Origin of the sequence: uncultured Clostridium sp. (genome assembly GCF_963515715.1) — a bacterium.
Lineage (GTDB): Bacteria > Bacillota > Clostridia > Clostridiales > Clostridiaceae > Clostridium_AW.
In genome coordinates, this window is record NZ_CAUPZS010000004.1 from 17,513 (window position 1) to 33,545 (window position 16,033).

Genomic DNA, 16,033 nt, shown 5'->3' on the forward strand with positions numbered 1-16,033 from the left:
AACATAGGTATAGTATATATATATACCCTGTAATTGTCAATTTGAGAAAAAAAGCATCAAACAATTATTGTTTGATGCTTTTTTCCCTATTCTTCTCCATCAGAAAATGTATTATATATGAAGTTATATACTTTGTCATACACATTACTGCTTCCAATCACCACAATAGTATCTCCAGCTTTAAAAACATAATCTGGCCCCGGTGAAATCATTATTTTTTCTCCTCTCCTATAAGCTACCATAGTAGCCCCTGTAGCTTGCCAGAATCTAATTTCGTTAATTTTTTTACCAATTATCTTACATTGATCATTTACTTCGATCTCTATTAAAGTAAATGGTGTTATGTTTTTGAATCTATCAATAAAATCTAATATTTTATCAAAATTAAGTTGAATTTCATCATCTAATTCTTTCTTTTTTTCTATTAATCTAAAAATATTTTCTTTTACTGTAGATAGATATTCAGTATCTCTATTTTTTTCAATAAATTTTTCTGCTGCAGATACTGACAATATTTCTATTCCACTTCCTCTAGTAGAAGATACAACATTCATTTCCTCAAGTAGAGCTATTGCTCTCCTTATTGTTTCAGGGGATACATTATACATACTAGCCAGTGTAGATCTTCCACTAATTTTCTCATCTACTTTAAAATCACCTAACACTATTTTATTAGCTACATCTAGAGCTATATTTTTGTATACTGCCCCACCTTGATGGACTTTCATTTTTATTCCTCCATTTTGTAGTATTTAATGATGGTAATGTCATATCTTATATATTACAACAAAAATCCTTATTTTTCTACTATTTTTCATATTCTTCAAAGTGATCTACTGTAGCTCTATAAATAGCTCTATTAAAAAAATCATCATTATTCAAAGAAAAGTCTTTTCTATCTAGTCTTATCAACTGTTGTATTATTGGGAATAGCTGCATTCCATACAGGTGCATACATTCCTTTGGTTTTACTCCTGGCCATGCATTGCATCCTACTACAGTTCTCCTATTATCATTATTAACTCTCTTAGGTATAGTTTTATAAATTTCATCCTCTGGATATATTACGGGCTTATCTAAAGTTCCTGTAGGTATGCCCTCAACAGCCTTAACTTGAATAGTATCTGTATCCGTTAAATAAGGGTCTGCTGTTAAATCTAATATTATGGCATGAGGTTTTAAATGTGCTATTAAGTCATTTGTAATTATATAATCGGATGGATTATCTCTTGTAGTTGCATCTACTAAAATATCTGTTTCCTTTAATAAGTTTATTCTTTCCTCTCTATCTCCTGTTACCGTTCTTGGTAACATTTTTACTATTATCCCCTTAGTGCCTAGTTCTGCCATTTTGCTATTTAAATCCCTATTTCCATATTTACCAGCAGCTTTAGCAGCATATAAACCTACCATTCCCATCCCCATTATTGTTACATTTATAACTCCTCTATCTTTTGAGTAAAAATCTCTCATACTTTTACTCAGCTCTTGGAAAGCCATTTCTATACCATTGCCAGAAGTTCCATTGTAATTTACAACTATTCTTTCTAAGAAATCATTTCTTAAAGAATCCATGGATACTCCAAAAATATTCTTCTTTTTTAACTTCTCAACTCTCGTAGGTCTTGTGGGATAATGCAGCATACTAACTAAAGTGCTGCCATTTGCCATGTAGTCTATTTCATTAAATTCTGGTGAGCGAAGAACAACTATAATATTCTTTTCATAACATTCCTTATTTGATACAAATTTTATATTTTCATTGGCCTGTAGATACTCTTCTTCTTTTATCCCCATTTTTGAACCATAACCTTCTTCTAGATAAAATTCTGCCTTCTCTCCCTTTAATCTTCTAAAAAAATCTGGTAAAAAATCCCTTTTTTCATTCTCTTCCTTGTGCATTCTTGGATATCCTAAAGTAATCATTTTTATCCCCCTATTCTTAACAAAATATTAATTATTTTTTATCTGAAAGTTTTTGACAACCAAAAACTCATATAGTATAATGAAGTTGTTATTTAGTTACAACTTCATTATATATCCAAAGTTGTAGTTTTTCAATATATTTATTGTAGGAGGACTTAAAGCATGAAAGACATACTAGAATTAATAAGTAAAGATGGTTTCCAGTATGCAATCACAATAGATTGCGAAGGGACTAATTTTGACAAAAATTTAGAGAATAATGTGAAGAATCTGGAAAGATTTTTAAAACTCAATTCAGAAAATGGAATTACTACCATTTTATTTATAACTCCTTTTTTTGCAGACATGCTCTTTCAACTAAATTTAGTTGAGAAAATTAAGGAATATAATGTGATTTTTGGTCTTCATATTCATCCTGAAAATCTTCCGGATGAAATCAACCAAAAATGTCCCTTTATAAAAAAAGATGAGGAACTACTGGCCTCTTACAATATAGAAGAACAAAAACATATTATTAATTATTCTATGGATTATTTGAGTCAAAGAGGTGTAATGCCTGTTCAAATATATAGAGGTGGTTACTTTTCAATGAATGATGATACCGCTAAGGCCTTATACGAATTAACGGATATAAGATTTGAATCTCATAATATTTATAGAGAACAATATAAAGTAAGTAATAATTTACTTACATCACTACCTGTATATTCATTAGATGATAAAGAGGAATTGAGACTAGAATATTTTTCATCTGAAAAACTTTGTGAATTCTTAAGTGATGCAATTGATGAAAATAAACTTACTTTGGGAGTTACCCATAGTTATCTTTTAGATTCCAATGACTTTCACTATGAGCGAGATAATTTAAAAGAAGATGTTCATTCAATACAAAAAAAATTGATAGAAATAATAAAGATTAAAGAATAGGGGGCTACTATATGAGAGATTACAGAGAAATTGATTTATGGAAAGATGTTACCGAAGAGCAGTGGAATGATTGGAAATGGCAAGTTAGAAATAGAATTACCACTATAGAACAACTAAAAAAAGTCATCAATATTTTGCCAGAAGAAGAAGAAGCTATAGATAAATGTTTACAGTCATTACGAATGGGAATATCTCCATATTATGCTACTCTAATAGATCCAGATGATTTAAATGATCCTATTAGAAAACAAGCAGTTCCAACCATACATGAATTAAACTTTTCAAAAGCTGATATGTGCGATCCTTTACACGAAGATGCTTCTTCACCAGTTCCAGGATTGACTCACGCTTACCCTGACAGAGTTTTATTCTTGATTACCGATATGTGTTCAATGTATTGTAGACATTGTACTAGAAGAAGATTTGCTGGTCATACAGATTCTTTCATGCCTAAAGATAGAATTGAAATGGCATTAGATTATATAAGAAACACCCCCTCTGTAAGAGATGTATTGTTATCAGGTGGAGACGGACTAATGATTGAAGACGATAAGCTAGAATATATAATAAAGAATTTGAGGGAAATTCCCCATGTAGAAATTGTAAGAATAGGTTCTAGAATTCCTGTAGTTAATCCAATGAGAATAACAGATGATTTAGTAGATATGTTGAAAAAGTATCATCCTATTTGGCTTAACACGCACTTTAACCACCCAAATGAAATTACAGAATATTCCATAAAAGCTTGCGAGAAATTAGCCAATGCTGGGGTTCCTCTAGGAAATCAAACAGTTTTATTAAGAGGAGTTAATGATTGTGTGCATATACAAAAAGATTTAGTTAATAAGTTAGTAAAAATGAGGGTAAGACCTTATTATTTATATCAATGTGATTTATCAGAAGGAATTGAACATTTTAGAACTAAAGTTTCTAAAGGAATTGAAATAATAGAAGGTTTAAGAGGTCATACTTCTGGCTACTGCGTCCCTACTTTTGTTGTTGACGCTCCTGGTGGCGGCGGAAAAATACCTGTAATGCCTCAATATCTTATTAGTCAATCTCCTTCAAAAGTTGTATTAAGAAACTATGAGGGTGTTATAACAACATATACAGAGCCTTCTCATTTCGAAGAAACTCATTGTAATTGCCCAACATGCAAAAGTGAAAATAAAGAACCATCTACTGGTGTTTCATCTTTATTAGAAAATATACAAATAAATCTCGAGCCTAAATCCTTAGATAGAAAGAAAAGAATTAATGATTATAAAAGCAAATCCTAGGAAATACTTCCTAGGACTATTTTTTTATTGTATTTTAAATCTTCTTATTTCACTTTCTAATGTCTGTGCCATTCTGTTTAATTCTTCTGATAAGGCATTTATCTCTTCCATTTCAGCATTTTGTTCTTCTGTTGCACCACTTACATTTTGAGCAGCATCTGCAATATCCCCTGAAATACTAGAAACTTCTTGAACTACTGACAATAGCTTATTTCTACATTCATCAACACTCTTTAAGCTTTCAGATATATAGTCAATTTTTTCAACAACATTTACTATTGAAGTATTTATTTCTTTAAAGGTATCTCTAGTATTGTCTACAGCCTCGTTTTGATCTTTAAGAACTGTATCTGCTGTCTTTATTGTGGTTAGAGCTACTTCTATGTCATTTTGTATACTAGTTATTATAGATTTAACATTATTTGTAGAGTGAGCAGTGTTTTCAGATAATTTCCTTACTTCCTCTGCTACCACTGAGAAACCTTTACCTGCTTCCCCTGCTCTAGCAGCTTCTATAGCCGCATTTAATGCAAGTAAGTTAGTTTGCTCTGATATTGAAGTAATTGTTTCTACAATGCCACCAATGCTGTTAGCTTTTTCACTTAAGTCATTAATAACATTAAATACTGCTCTGGATACATTGCCATTCTCTAGATTTTTTGCTTCTAATTTATCAATTGTTTGGAAGCCAGTATTAGAAATTTCATGCATCCTACTTGTAGTATCTATACTTTCTTTTATACGCTGTACAACTAGATCTAATTCCTTTGATAATTCATGAGCTGCCATTACACCTTCTTTTGAACTATCAGCACCTTTTTCCATGTTAGATGCCACTTCAGTTATGGTTTGAGCTACTTCACTTATAGAACTAGAAGTCTGCTCCGTTGATGCTAATAATGATTGTGAAGAATCAGATACTACCGCTGATGCCTCATTTATATTTTTTATTAAATTTTTCATATTATCTAACATGACATTAAAGCTATTGCTTAAAAGCCCTATCTCATCTTTTGACTTATAATCACTATAAGCCGTCAAATCTCCTGAAGATGCTTTTTCAGTAATCTTAGCAAGGTTAGTTAATGGTTTTGTAAATTTACTTGATAAGAAATATATAATTATAATTACAAGAAGTAGCATCCCTGCACCTATTATGTAACTGATTTTTTGAACTTTAGAAACTAGTGCTAGTGCATCACTTTTCTTTTCTACTGTGATTACTGCCCAGTTATCTGACTCTCCTGGCAATTTAATGGTCTGATATGCACTTATCACTATTTCACCATTTAAATCTTTATATTCAGTTTTACCTGAATTTCCAGCTAAAGCATCTAGAGTAATCTCCGTTAATTTTTCTGGTACTTCTATATTTTCCACTTTAGTCACCGGAGCACCAGTATCATCCTTTATAACTTTATTAGAGCTATCTCTCTGTCTTACAGTTTTTGTAAATGTTTTGTAATTATATATTTCTTGTACTAGCTCCCTCTCTGGATGAGCAATAACAGCCCCGTCTCCATCAACAACATAAGCATAAATTAAATCAGTACTATATTTTTCTACCAATTTCTGAAGCTCGTCCAATTTCAAATCTGCATCCATTACTCCAGTCATATCATTTTTTTCATCAAAAATTGGAAATATAATGGAATTAATAGCATCACTATCATCATTTACAGTAAGATATGATTTAGTAACAAAAGGTTTCTTTTTGCTTACGCTTTCTTTAAACCACCATCTATCTGCCCTATTTGCTAGCTTTCCTGTAGTTCTAGCTGTTTGATCACCTTTCATATCTTGAATACAAAATAAATCAAAATACGGATTTCTTTTAATGGTATCCTTTACAGCTATGTCCTGCATCTTAGGGTCCATTTGTCTTACATAATAATTACTTATAAGTTCTTCTGTTAAAACATATGCCTTATCCATATAATCTGATACACCATTAGCTATGGTATTGGATAATGTTACATGATCGGCATAAAAATGGCTTGTAAGGTTTTTACTTGTAATACCTGTAGTAGTAATTGTAATTGCTAAAACTGGTATAATTACAATCATCACAGCTACAAGTATTAATTTGTGTTTTATTGATTTAATTTTAATCCCCTCCTTTTTCAAACAAAATTCTCCTAATAATTACATATCTTATAAATGTATAATATAACATTTATTGATAAATTTCAATGGATTTACTAATGTTTTCATAATAATATTATGTTTTGTTAAATATGTTTATATTTTTTATTATACTTTTAATTAGCTAATAAACTTGCTTAAAATTATATTCTACGAAAAATAGATTCTATAAAAATAGAATCTATTTTTTTATACCATATCCACCCATTACAGTTTTTGTATCGCTTATTGAGATAACACAATGCAATGGACTTTTCTCAATAAGTTTGATGATTTCATTCTTTCTTTTTCTTTTAATATGAATTAACAATAAGCTTTTGTCTTTATTTATTCCTTCAGCTCTTACTTTAGTTACACCTACATTTTTTTCTCTTAATTTTTTAATCAGTTCCTCTCCTTCAGATTCAGGTAAAATTATACTTATAGTTAGCAATCCTAAAGCCAATTTTTCTTCTAATATAGACCCTAAATAGTTGCCACATGCATATCCTAATGCATATGTCACCATCCTTATTGGATCTTCGCTTATTCCTACTAATACTTTATTGATTAAATATAGCCATATTGATATTTCAAAAAAACCAATTATTGAACCGTATAGTTTCTCTCCTCTAGTTATTAATACTGTTCTTATAGTCATTAAAGATACTTCTACTATCTTTGCTAAAAAAATTAACAAATACGTAATCAAGAAAATATCCTCTCCCTTTAATAAATGCTTGGGAGAGAATTCATCCCCCAAGTAAACTCGATACTTTAGCTATACGCAAGTCCAATGATTTTTATTCCATATCTATCCAATAAGCTATTCTCTACATAAATTTATAACATCTTTTAATGCAGCAGCCGCTGCTCCTCTAGGATTTGATGCTCCACCAATTAAATATATTTCTCCCATAGTATCAGTATGGAATACTATCCCTTTATTGCTCCCGTTTATATTCCCTAAAAGGCTATTAGCATCAATCTTTTCCGGAAATACTTCTAAAACTAACTTACCAGCTTTATAGTAAGCTTTGCATAATAATTTTATAACCTTGTTCTTATTTTTAGCCTCTAATATATCTTCTCTACTTATATTTCTAATGCCTTTAATTGCAATATCCTCTAATGAGTAATTACCATCCATTAAGCTGTTTGCTAATAACAATATTTTAGATGCACTATCAATGCCATCTATATCCATTGAGTTTTCTTTCTCTGCTATCCCTTTTTTAACCGCTTCCTCTAATGCTTGTTCAAAAGATATATTTTCTTCAAACATTCTGTTCAATATATAATTAGTAGTTCCATTTAAAATTCCAGTTATATTTGTAATTTTTGCTCCTGCCAAACTGTATACGCCCAAATCCATAGTAGGAAGAGCCGCTGCTGTAGCACCGCTATACTTTATTTTTACATCTTTTTTTCTTGATAACTCCATCAATTGATTAAAGTTTGCGACTAAAGCACCTTTAGATAGCATTACTATATCCATGCCCCTATTAATAGAATTCATTATATAATTTAGGGAAGGACCTCCTGTTCTTATATCACTTTGTGTGCATTCTATAAGAATATCCCCTTCTAAAACAGGATAATTATAGTATGATTCTTTAAAATGTTCAGCATATTCAAGAACCCCTTGGGGTCCTGAAGGACAGTTGATTAAATAAGATGTGTCAATTCCCCCATCTTCAAAAATGCATCCTTCCTTTTCTAAAACACCACATAAGATTAAATCCATGTCATATTTTTCTCTAATATATAACCTTTTTTCATCAATAAGCCTCACAAATTCTTTACCTACATTACCAAAACCAGCTAAAATAATCCTTTTTATCATAAGATCCCCCAATCCCTTAATATTATAAAATTTCTGAAAATAAGAGGTGACAAAATTACATGTAATCTATTACATTATATCATATTTTTATTAATTTCTGTAGTGAAAGTGAAAAAGAAAAACAGCAATTTTTTTGCTGTTTACTTATATAAATCATTATATATGATGTTAAAAACCTTAAGTGCCTCTTCAATTTTAGGTTTTAATAATTCTTTTTTGTTTTCAAGTTCTTCATAGCCTACGTCTGTAAGTGAATATATCCTTTTTGAACTATCCCATTTGCCTTTAACTAACTTTTGTTTCTCAAATTTTTTAAGAAGCGGATAAATCCCTCCAGTACTTGGTATCCATAGCCCCTTTGTTCTTTCACCTATTTGATGAGCTATATCATTACCATTGGTTGGCCCTAAACTCAATATGTATAAAACATATAGAGGTAAAAGTCCTTTGGTAAAAACTTGGCCTACAGCTTCCTTCTCTTTTTCAATTTTTTTTAAATCTTCTAATTTTCTTTTATACTCTTCATAAAGGCGCTTCTCTTCTTCCTTTACGTCATCATAACCAAGGCCCATATTTATGATTCCTCTATTAATACAATTCCAACAAGGCCAGGACCGCTATGAACTCCAGATACAGGGCTTATTGCTCCTCCCATTACCACCTTTGAAGCATTTTCTAACTTACTTATTCTTTCATGTAACTTTTTTGCTTCTTCTAAAGCATCCCCGCTCATAATATAAATAGCACATCTCTTTTCTTTTAATTTGTTTTCTATTATTTCAAACATCCTATTTAATGATTGTTTCCTACCTCTAACCTTATCGCAAGTACAATACTTACCATCATTGTTATCTACAGCAATTATAGGCTTGATGTTTAATAATTCCCCTATTGTTCCTGAAACCTTGCCTATTCTACCGCCTCTTTTCAAGTATTCTAAAGTACCTACAACAAAATAAACTTGAATCTTTTTCCTAAATTCATATAATTCATCTACTATTGTATCAAAATTTTTCCCTTCTTTTATCAATTCACCGCATTTATGAGCTAAAGCTCCTTCACCCCATGATATAGCTTTTGAGTCCATAACATGAGTAATAATTTTCGGATGATTTTCACTTACTACTTTTACGCCATTGTATATTCCTGAAAGACCCGTTGATAATGTTATTGCAATTGCATGAGTATATCCTTCCTCTTCAAGCCTGGTGAATAGCTCCTCCATATCTTGCATAGATGGTAGTGAAGACGTTGGTACTTCTACTTTAAAATTGTCATAAACCTCCTGTGGAGTAATTTCAATCTTATCTTTATACTCTCTGTCCTTATAAATTATTCTAAAAGGTAGTACCTCTACATTGTATTCCTTAATAATTTCCTCTGTTAAATCAGCTGTAGTATCAGTTATTAAAGCAATCTTTTCCAATTACATTTCCTCCTCTATATAAATAGCTTTCTAGTATATTATCCCACACTATATATAAATTATATCACCTTTTATATATTAATATCAATAGTGATAACTATCACTGTTGATAACTATCACTATTGATAACTATCAAAAAAAATAAAAAGAAACTTAAACTAATAAATTTCCTTTAATTTATATATATCTATACCTGATAGAATTAACTATCAGGTTTTTAATTTAAATTTATATCCACACCTTGGACAAGTAACTAATATGTTACCTTTTTTACGTGGAAGTCTTAATTTTTGCGAGCAGTTAGGGCATCTTGTAATCAAAAATTCCTTTCTTTCCTTTATTTTATTTTTAAAATTATTTAGAGTACTCCTCATATCACTCTTAACTTTATTAAAGTTAATGTCTCCAATATTTTTATTCATTTTACTATAATAGCCCATTCTCCCTATAGCATATATTATTAGTGCAATTCCTATCATTCTATTAAATTTTGATAATAACAAAATCACACCAAGAATTAATAGTGCTTTAGTTAAATTATCCCATTTATCCATCTGTTTATAATAGTTCATATTCATTTAACTACTTACCTCCTTGAAGTAATTAAAATTTATTATATATATATTAACATATTTCTTTATAATACTTTATTAATGATTTATAAACTTTTTGTATATTTTACATAATTAAAATAAGACTTCACTATAAATAATGTAGCAAAGTCCTTATAAAATATCAATATAAATTATTGAAATTGAACAGGTAATAATATTTTACTTTTTAGTTCTTTACCATCCTTACCTTTTAAACCTTCAACTAATAATATATAATTACCTTGTAGTTTAGAGGCTTGTAGTGGACAAAATATTATCTCATCATTTTTCTCTAAGTTAAAGTCTCCTTTTATTTCTTCAAAGGTTTCTTCATTAATTAACTTTATTGTATTTGAATTTACTGTATTAGAATCAATATCTTTATTTAATTTTATTCTAAATGTTGCCTTTTCTTTTGATTTAACCAGTCTTGGAAGTTTACTATAATCATTAAAATATACATTAATCTGGTTAGCTATATCCTTCTTAGTAAGCTCATTCCATCCGCCTTCAGTTCCAATAAATATATTACCTTCCTTGGTTGAATCCAATATATGCTTGAATGCTTTTCTATAATCTTTTTCTCTAGCTTTATTTAAATCAATATAATATTCTTTTTTATTTTCTCCTATAATTTTCACTAAATGACTTTTATCCATAGTAGAAGGTTTTCCTGAAAAAAGTAACTCTGCTATACTTAAAGGATCTACTTTCCCAGAATCAATATTTGGAGTTATTCCAACGCCGTGTATTTCTTTACCTAGAGGTGAATAAAAGCTATGAGTAGTTAATTTTATTACATCTCCATTGCTTAGTGAAAATATAGTTTGCTGTACTCCCTTTCCATAGGTTTTATTTCCAATTAGTAAAACCTTATTATAATCTTTTAATGCCGCTGAAAGTATTTCTGACGCAGAAGCAGTATATTCATTTACTAAAAGTATAATATCTTTATTAATTGTATAATCATGCTTTAAAGCTTTATATCTATATTCGTTATTTTTACTATCTTTCATAATTGTAGCTACATTATCATCTATAAAATAACCTAAGATATCGTAGGCAGAGTTAGTATATCCGCCAGTATTGTTACGTAAGTCAATAATGTATTTTTCCGCTCCTTTGCTTTCCATTTCTTTAAATTTTTCATTTAAAAGTTCTGGCGTGTCTTCACCAAAGGATTCAATTAAAATATATGCTACATTATTCTCTAAAAGCTTTCCTTCTACAGTAGGTATTTTTATTTCTTTTCTCTCCACATTATAATTTAAAATCGATTCCCCTCTTTTTACTATCAACTTAACAAAAGTACCGCTTTCACCTTTTATATATTTCACTGCTTTAGCTAAATCCAGTCCTTTTAAATTATTACCATCTGCACTTATAATTATATCTCCAACCTTTAATCCCGCTGTCTGTGCCGATGAACCTGGTAAAAAAGAATCTACTTTTATTCCCTCTGGCACACTTTCATTATATATACCTATGCCATGAAAACTTTGATTAATTCCCATGACAAATTCTTGAAACTCTTCTTTAGTAAAATATTGACTATAAGGATCTTTTAAGTACTTTATCACCTCATTAATGTTGTTAGAGTTTAATCCTTCTAATGGAAGATCATAAATAGAATTTTTTTGAATCAAATATTTTACTTCCAACAAACTTTGTTCATTTGTTGTATAAGCCTGAACTCTTCCATTAAAAAATATTATATTTATAAAAACAATTAATCCAAGAAGTAGGCAATTAAATTTATTTTTCTTTTTATAATGTATCATAAATATCTCCCACCTTTCTAATAATATTATTATAAGACATATATTGAAAAATATGAAATTTTGTTTTGTAAATTCATATTTCATTGTTTCATGAATTCAATACTTTATCCATGGAGATACTAAACAACTTATGATAATATTATAGATATAATAATTTTACAAAAGGTGATTTATATGAAATTAATTTGTTTCGGTGATAGCCTTACCTATGGCTATGGCGTAGCATATGGAGAATGCTGGTGTGATATTATAAGGGAAAAATTAAAAATCTCTGTTACAAATAAAGGTTTAAATGGAGATACTACAGCTGGTATGCTTTTTAGATCCTATAATGATGTAATATCTTTACATCCTACTCATTGTATAATTATGGGAGGTACAAATGACTTTCTACTTAACACATCCATAGATAATACAATAAGTAATATTATATTGATTATACAGGAATGTAGGAAAAATAATATAATTCCTCTTTTAGGAATTCAACCTCCAGTACACATAAGTCTAGCAAATGAACGTTGGGAAACTGGTATTGATTACTCTAGAGTTAACTCTGCTATTGAAATTTATAGAAAAAACATTATAGATTATTGTATCATTAATAATATCACTTATTTTGATTTTTACGCTTCTTTTATTGAAAACCAACACCTACTATATAATCTTTACACAGATGGTATTCATCCAACTTATGAAGGACATAAAATAATGGCTAGAACTATAAAGTTCTAACCATTATTTTTGTTTAAAAAGTTTTTTATTTTATCCATATAATTTAACATTGTTGCAGAACAATCTTCCATATCCTTCATGCTTACTTTTGCATTTCTTATATCCTTTTCTTTACAGAATACTATGGCTTCTTTAGCAATGCTATGAAGTTCTTTATGATATTTTTCAATTTCAATAAAATCTTTATTTTTAAGAAGTTCTTCATTCTTTACAGAATAATACCATTTTCCTAGATTACATGTTTTATAATTTGCCACAATATCTTCATCTAACTTTTCATATCCTAACATCATATTGTAAACTTTCCATTTCCAAAGCAAGTGATCTGTTTTATAGAATTCTATCATATCTTTGTCCTGTAGACAGTTTCCTATTGACAACAAAGTTTTTCTTCCTTTATCTGTAACTATGCTTAAATCATAAATATCTCTTCCTGCTCTATTAAATTGTTCTAAAAGCTCACTAGCCTCTTTAGATATTAAGTTTATATGCTCATTAAGCTCTTCTGTTGCAGTTAGCTGTTCTTCCCTATTAGCGGAAATTTGATTCATCTCCACATTAATTTCTTCAACTACCTTTTTAATATTTTCTATAGTGTTTATTGAATTGTTTAATAAATCTTCTTCAAAAGATGCATTAGAACTCGTACTGTTTATATCGTCAACCAAAATTTCTATATCATTCTTTAGCTCTCCAATGTTATTTTGTATACTATTTACTGACTCTTTTGTATCTTCTGCAAGCTTTCTTACTTCTTGTGCTACAACCGCAAATCCTTTTCCTGCCTCACCAGCCCTTGCGGCTTCAATTGCAGCATTTAATGCTAGTAAATTTGTTTGATCTGCAATACCTTTAACTATGTCTATTATTTTTTCAATATCTGCTGTCCTTTGAATAACCATATTCATGTTATCTTCAATAGTTTTATTATTCTTCAAAGATTCCATCATATAATTATAAGAAGTTTTTATACTGTTAACCCCTTCATCTACTGCATGAATAGCACTTTCAGTTTTTGTAGATATTCTCTCAGCGAATTTTGTTACCTCATGAATTGATAAAGTTAACTCCTCACTATTATTATTTATATCATTGATAGAATTGGTTTGATTATTTGCACTATCCACCATTTCACCGATATATTCCATCTTAATTACTGAATTTAATATATTATTTACTAAATTTAAATTATCATTTTTTTCATCGTACATTTTATCAACTAATGTATTCCATGATTTTATTAACTCTTCATCTTTTATTTGAAATTCATCTATTCTTATGAAATTTCCTTTCATTAGTTCATTAATATTCTTTTTTATTATTTCTAAATCACTATCAACATTATAATTTCCATTGCTATTTTTTTTGCTGAATATCATGTTGGTCCTCCCTTTTCATATTATTACAATTTATTATTTATTTCTCTACATTTATTCTATATTCTCCATAGTATATGTTTTTCCTTTTATATAGATGGTTTTTTTTCTCAGTTTATAGAAATTGTCAGAATACTTTTTATTGACAAAATTTTAACGACTCTATTTAATTTTTTCTACAAACGTGTTAAAATGATTTCGTCGGTATTCTTATGAAACTGAACACCCAATAGTTCAATAAAAAATTTTCGAATTATATCCCTAAGGGAATAATAACGGAGGTAATTTAAATGGAAAAAAAGTTAAAATCATCAATTAATCTTAACACTAGACAAATAGCCGTTGTTGGAATGTTGTCTGCAATTTCAATTTTTCTTGGTATTTCTGGCTTAGGTTTTATACCTATTCCACCGGTAAAAGCTACTATCATGCATGTACCAGTAATAATCGGTGCTATTATTGAAGGACCGGTAGTAGGAGGAATGATAGGTTTAATTTTCGGTATTTTTAGCGTAATAAATGCCTTTACAAATCCTACACCATTATTCTTTGTTTTTGTTAATCCAATAGTTTCTGTGGTTCCTAGAGTTGTTATTGGAATAGCATCTTATTATTGTTATTCAGCCCTATCCACAAAGCTAGGTACTTTAAAAATTGCTTTAGCTGCGATAGTTGGCTCCTTGATAAATACCTTTGGTGTTTTAGGATTAATGTACTTAATTTATTTAGAAAGATATGCATCAGTTTTTAATATAAGCGTGCCAGCTGCTAGAAAAGGTATTATGGCTGTAGCTCTAACCAATGGAATTCCCGAAGCCATACTATCCGTCTTAATAACTATACCAGTGGTTATGGCAGTAAAAAAAATAAAGAAGTAACAAAAATCTCCTGACTTAGTTCAGGAGATTTTTAAAACATTGGAGTAAAAACATTTACAAAGGAGTATTGAAATGAAGGAAATAAACTTAGTTGATATAGATGGAATAAACATTGGGCATGCTCAAAATTTAGAAGGCGGCACTGGATGCTCTGTTATAATATGTAAAGAAGGAGCTACTGCAGGTGTTGATGTAAGAGGCGGAGCTCCTGGAACTCGCGAAACAGATCTTTTAAATCCAGTTAATATGATTGAAAAAATACATAGTGTAGTACTCTCTGGAGGCAGTGCTTTCGGGTTAGATGCTGCTAATGGGGTTATGGAATATTTAGAGAAATCTGAAGTTGGATTTGATGTTGGTGTTACTAAAGTGCCTATAGTTTGTTCCGCAGTTCTTTTTGATTTAAATGTAGGTATTAAAAATATTAGACCTGATAAAACAATGGGGTATCAAGCTGCACTCCATTCTGAACATAATAAAGAAGATTTACAAGGAAATGTAGGTGCAGGAACAGGTGCTACTTTAGGAAAAATGTTAGGTCCCGAACACTCTATGAAAGGCGGTTTAGGAAGTTATTGCATTCAGGTTGGAGAACTAAAAGTAGGTGCTCTTATCGCAGTGAACTGCCTTGGAGATGTTGTTGATCCTAAAACAGGTGAAATTATTGCTGGCGCTATAAAAAATGGCAAATTTATAAACACTGAACAATGGATGATAGATAACTACCATAATGATAATAATGTTTTCCCAGGAAATACCACTATAGGAGCAGTTATCACTAATGCTATATTAACAAAATCTTCTGCTAATAAAATTGCTTCAATGGCTCACAATGGTTACGGAAGAACCATGCGCCCCGCCCATACTATGTTTGATGGAGACACAATATTTACAATGGCCACAAATAAAGTAGAAGCAGATACAAATGTTATAGGAATGTTAGCTGCTAGAGTTGTTGAAAGAGCAGTTATTAACGCAATTAAAAATGCTAATTCTCGTTATGGAATAATTGCATATAAAGACATGGTTTAAATTAATATTTTTAAAATAAAAAAAGAGATTTTATCAAAGCTAAAATCTCTTTTTTATTTTCAACTCTCTACTTTCAAATTCTATTTAAATAAACACTTTTATCTTAACAAAA

General features: G+C 29.7%; 15 protein-coding genes. 5 read left to right on the top strand and 10 right to left on the bottom strand.

From position 1 onward, the window contains the following. Positions 1-86: 86 nt before the first annotated feature. Both RYO54_RS04710 and RYO54_RS04715 read right to left on the bottom strand, forming a co-directional pair. Positions 87-728 (bottom strand): TrkA C-terminal domain-containing protein, encoded by a 642-nt coding sequence (locus RYO54_RS04710; RefSeq protein ID WP_315116245.1) that lies wholly within the window; start codon positions 726-728, stop codon positions 87-89. A gap of 79 nt (positions 729-807) precedes the next feature. Continuing rightward, positions 808-1,926, bottom strand: coding sequence for an alanine dehydrogenase (locus RYO54_RS04715; protein ID WP_315116247.1), 1,119 nt, complete (start codon positions 1,924-1,926; stop codon positions 808-810). A gap of 162 nt (positions 1,927-2,088) precedes the next feature. Between RYO54_RS04715 and RYO54_RS04720 the strand changes: the two genes are divergently transcribed. Both RYO54_RS04720 and ablA read left to right on the top strand, forming a co-directional pair. Then, entirely contained in the window at positions 2,089-2,853 is a 765-nt protein-coding gene (locus RYO54_RS04720; RefSeq protein WP_315116249.1) for a hypothetical protein, read from the top strand. 11 nt (positions 2,854-2,864) lie between these two features. Further along, positions 2,865-4,133, top strand: a complete 1,269-nt coding sequence (ablA, locus tag RYO54_RS04725) for a lysine 2,3-aminomutase (RefSeq protein ID WP_315116251.1) — start codon at positions 2,865-2,867, stop codon at positions 4,131-4,133. Positions 4,134-4,157: 24 nt separating this feature from the next. Here ablA and RYO54_RS04730 read toward each other — a convergent pair whose 3' ends face one another. The 7 genes from RYO54_RS04730 to RYO54_RS04760 all read right to left on the bottom strand — a co-directional run bounded on the left by RYO54_RS04730 (position 4,158) and on the right by RYO54_RS04760 (position 11,903). Beyond that, positions 4,158-6,260 carry a methyl-accepting chemotaxis protein gene (locus RYO54_RS04730; protein WP_315116253.1) on the bottom strand — a complete coding sequence of 701 codons (2,103 nt, stop codon included), beginning with the start codon at positions 6,258-6,260 and terminating at the stop codon, positions 4,158-4,160. A 199-nt stretch (positions 6,261-6,459) separates the two neighbouring features. After that, a complete protein-coding gene (locus RYO54_RS04735) occupies positions 6,460-6,918 on the bottom strand; it encodes a DUF5698 domain-containing protein (RefSeq protein WP_315116526.1) in 459 nt (152 codons plus the stop codon). 165 nt (positions 6,919-7,083) lie between these two features. Beyond that, positions 7,084-8,103, bottom strand: a complete 1,020-nt coding sequence (locus tag RYO54_RS04740; protein WP_315116254.1) for a homoserine dehydrogenase — start codon at positions 8,101-8,103, stop codon at positions 7,084-7,086. Between the two features lie 140 nt (positions 8,104-8,243). Next, a complete protein-coding gene (locus RYO54_RS04745; RefSeq protein WP_315116256.1) occupies positions 8,244-8,675 on the bottom strand; it encodes a PadR family transcriptional regulator in 432 nt (143 codons plus the stop codon). A 2-nt stretch (positions 8,676-8,677) separates the two neighbouring features. Continuing rightward, positions 8,678-9,529, bottom strand: coding sequence for a DegV family protein (locus RYO54_RS04750; protein WP_315116258.1), 852 nt, complete (start codon positions 9,527-9,529; stop codon positions 8,678-8,680). A gap of 209 nt (positions 9,530-9,738) precedes the next feature. Beyond that, positions 9,739-10,107 carry a hypothetical protein gene (locus RYO54_RS04755; RefSeq protein WP_315116260.1) on the bottom strand — a complete coding sequence of 123 codons (369 nt, stop codon included), beginning with the start codon at positions 10,105-10,107 and terminating at the stop codon, positions 9,739-9,741. A gap of 167 nt (positions 10,108-10,274) precedes the next feature. Next, positions 10,275-11,903, bottom strand: coding sequence for a S41 family peptidase (locus tag RYO54_RS04760; RefSeq protein WP_315116261.1), 1,629 nt, complete (start codon positions 11,901-11,903; stop codon positions 10,275-10,277). 174 nt (positions 11,904-12,077) lie between these two features. Between RYO54_RS04760 and RYO54_RS04765 the strand changes: the two genes are divergently transcribed. Next, on the top strand, positions 12,078-12,635 hold the full coding sequence (locus tag RYO54_RS04765) for a GDSL-type esterase/lipase family protein (RefSeq protein WP_315116263.1): 558 nt from the start codon (positions 12,078-12,080) through the stop codon (positions 12,633-12,635). On the opposite strand, the gene RYO54_RS04770 is transcribed toward RYO54_RS04765, so the two are convergent. Beyond that, positions 12,632-14,014: a methyl-accepting chemotaxis protein gene (locus RYO54_RS04770; RefSeq protein WP_315116265.1), complete on the bottom strand. Its 1,383-nt coding sequence runs from the start codon at positions 14,012-14,014 to the stop codon at positions 12,632-12,634. The genes RYO54_RS04765 and RYO54_RS04770 overlap by 4 nt on opposite strands. Positions 14,015-14,301: 287 nt before the next feature. Here RYO54_RS04770 and RYO54_RS04775 point away from each other — a divergent pair, with 287 nt between their 5' ends. Both RYO54_RS04775 and RYO54_RS04780 read left to right on the top strand, forming a co-directional pair. Continuing rightward, a complete protein-coding gene (locus tag RYO54_RS04775; RefSeq protein ID WP_315116267.1) occupies positions 14,302-14,889 on the top strand; it encodes an ECF transporter S component in 588 nt (195 codons plus the stop codon). 72 nt (positions 14,890-14,961) lie between these two features. After that, positions 14,962-15,921, top strand: a complete 960-nt coding sequence (locus RYO54_RS04780) for a P1 family peptidase (protein ID WP_315116269.1) — start codon at positions 14,962-14,964, stop codon at positions 15,919-15,921. Positions 15,922-16,033 lie beyond the last annotated feature (112 nt).

Coding starts and splice junctions, on each gene's coding strand:
- RYO54_RS04780 (WP_315116269.1), top strand. CDS start 14,962: ATGAAGGAAATAAACTTAGTTGATATAGATGGAATAAACATTGGGCAT.
- RYO54_RS04740 (WP_315116254.1), bottom strand. CDS start 8,103: ATGATAAAAAGGATTATTTTAGCTGGTTTTGGTAATGTAGGTAAAGAA.
- RYO54_RS04755 (WP_315116260.1), bottom strand. CDS start 10,107: ATGAATATGAACTATTATAAACAGATGGATAAATGGGATAATTTAACT.
- RYO54_RS04715 (WP_315116247.1), bottom strand. CDS start 1,926: ATGATTACTTTAGGATATCCAAGAATGCACAAGGAAGAGAATGAAAAA.
- RYO54_RS04735 (WP_315116526.1), bottom strand. CDS start 6,918: ATGACTATAAGAACAGTATTAATAACTAGAGGAGAGAAACTATACGGT.
- RYO54_RS04720 (WP_315116249.1), top strand. CDS start 2,089: ATGAAAGACATACTAGAATTAATAAGTAAAGATGGTTTCCAGTATGCA.
- RYO54_RS04770 (WP_315116265.1), bottom strand. CDS start 14,014: ATGATATTCAGCAAAAAAAATAGCAATGGAAATTATAATGTTGATAGT.
- RYO54_RS04765 (WP_315116263.1), top strand. CDS start 12,078: ATGAAATTAATTTGTTTCGGTGATAGCCTTACCTATGGCTATGGCGTA.
- RYO54_RS04760 (WP_315116261.1), bottom strand. CDS start 11,903: ATGATACATTATAAAAAGAAAAATAAATTTAATTGCCTACTTCTTGGA.
- ablA (WP_315116251.1), top strand. CDS start 2,865: ATGAGAGATTACAGAGAAATTGATTTATGGAAAGATGTTACCGAAGAG.
- RYO54_RS04745 (WP_315116256.1), bottom strand. CDS start 8,675: ATGGGCCTTGGTTATGATGACGTAAAGGAAGAAGAGAAGCGCCTTTAT.
- RYO54_RS04775 (WP_315116267.1), top strand. CDS start 14,302: ATGGAAAAAAAGTTAAAATCATCAATTAATCTTAACACTAGACAAATA.
- RYO54_RS04710 (WP_315116245.1), bottom strand. CDS start 728: ATGAAAGTCCATCAAGGTGGGGCAGTATACAAAAATATAGCTCTAGAT.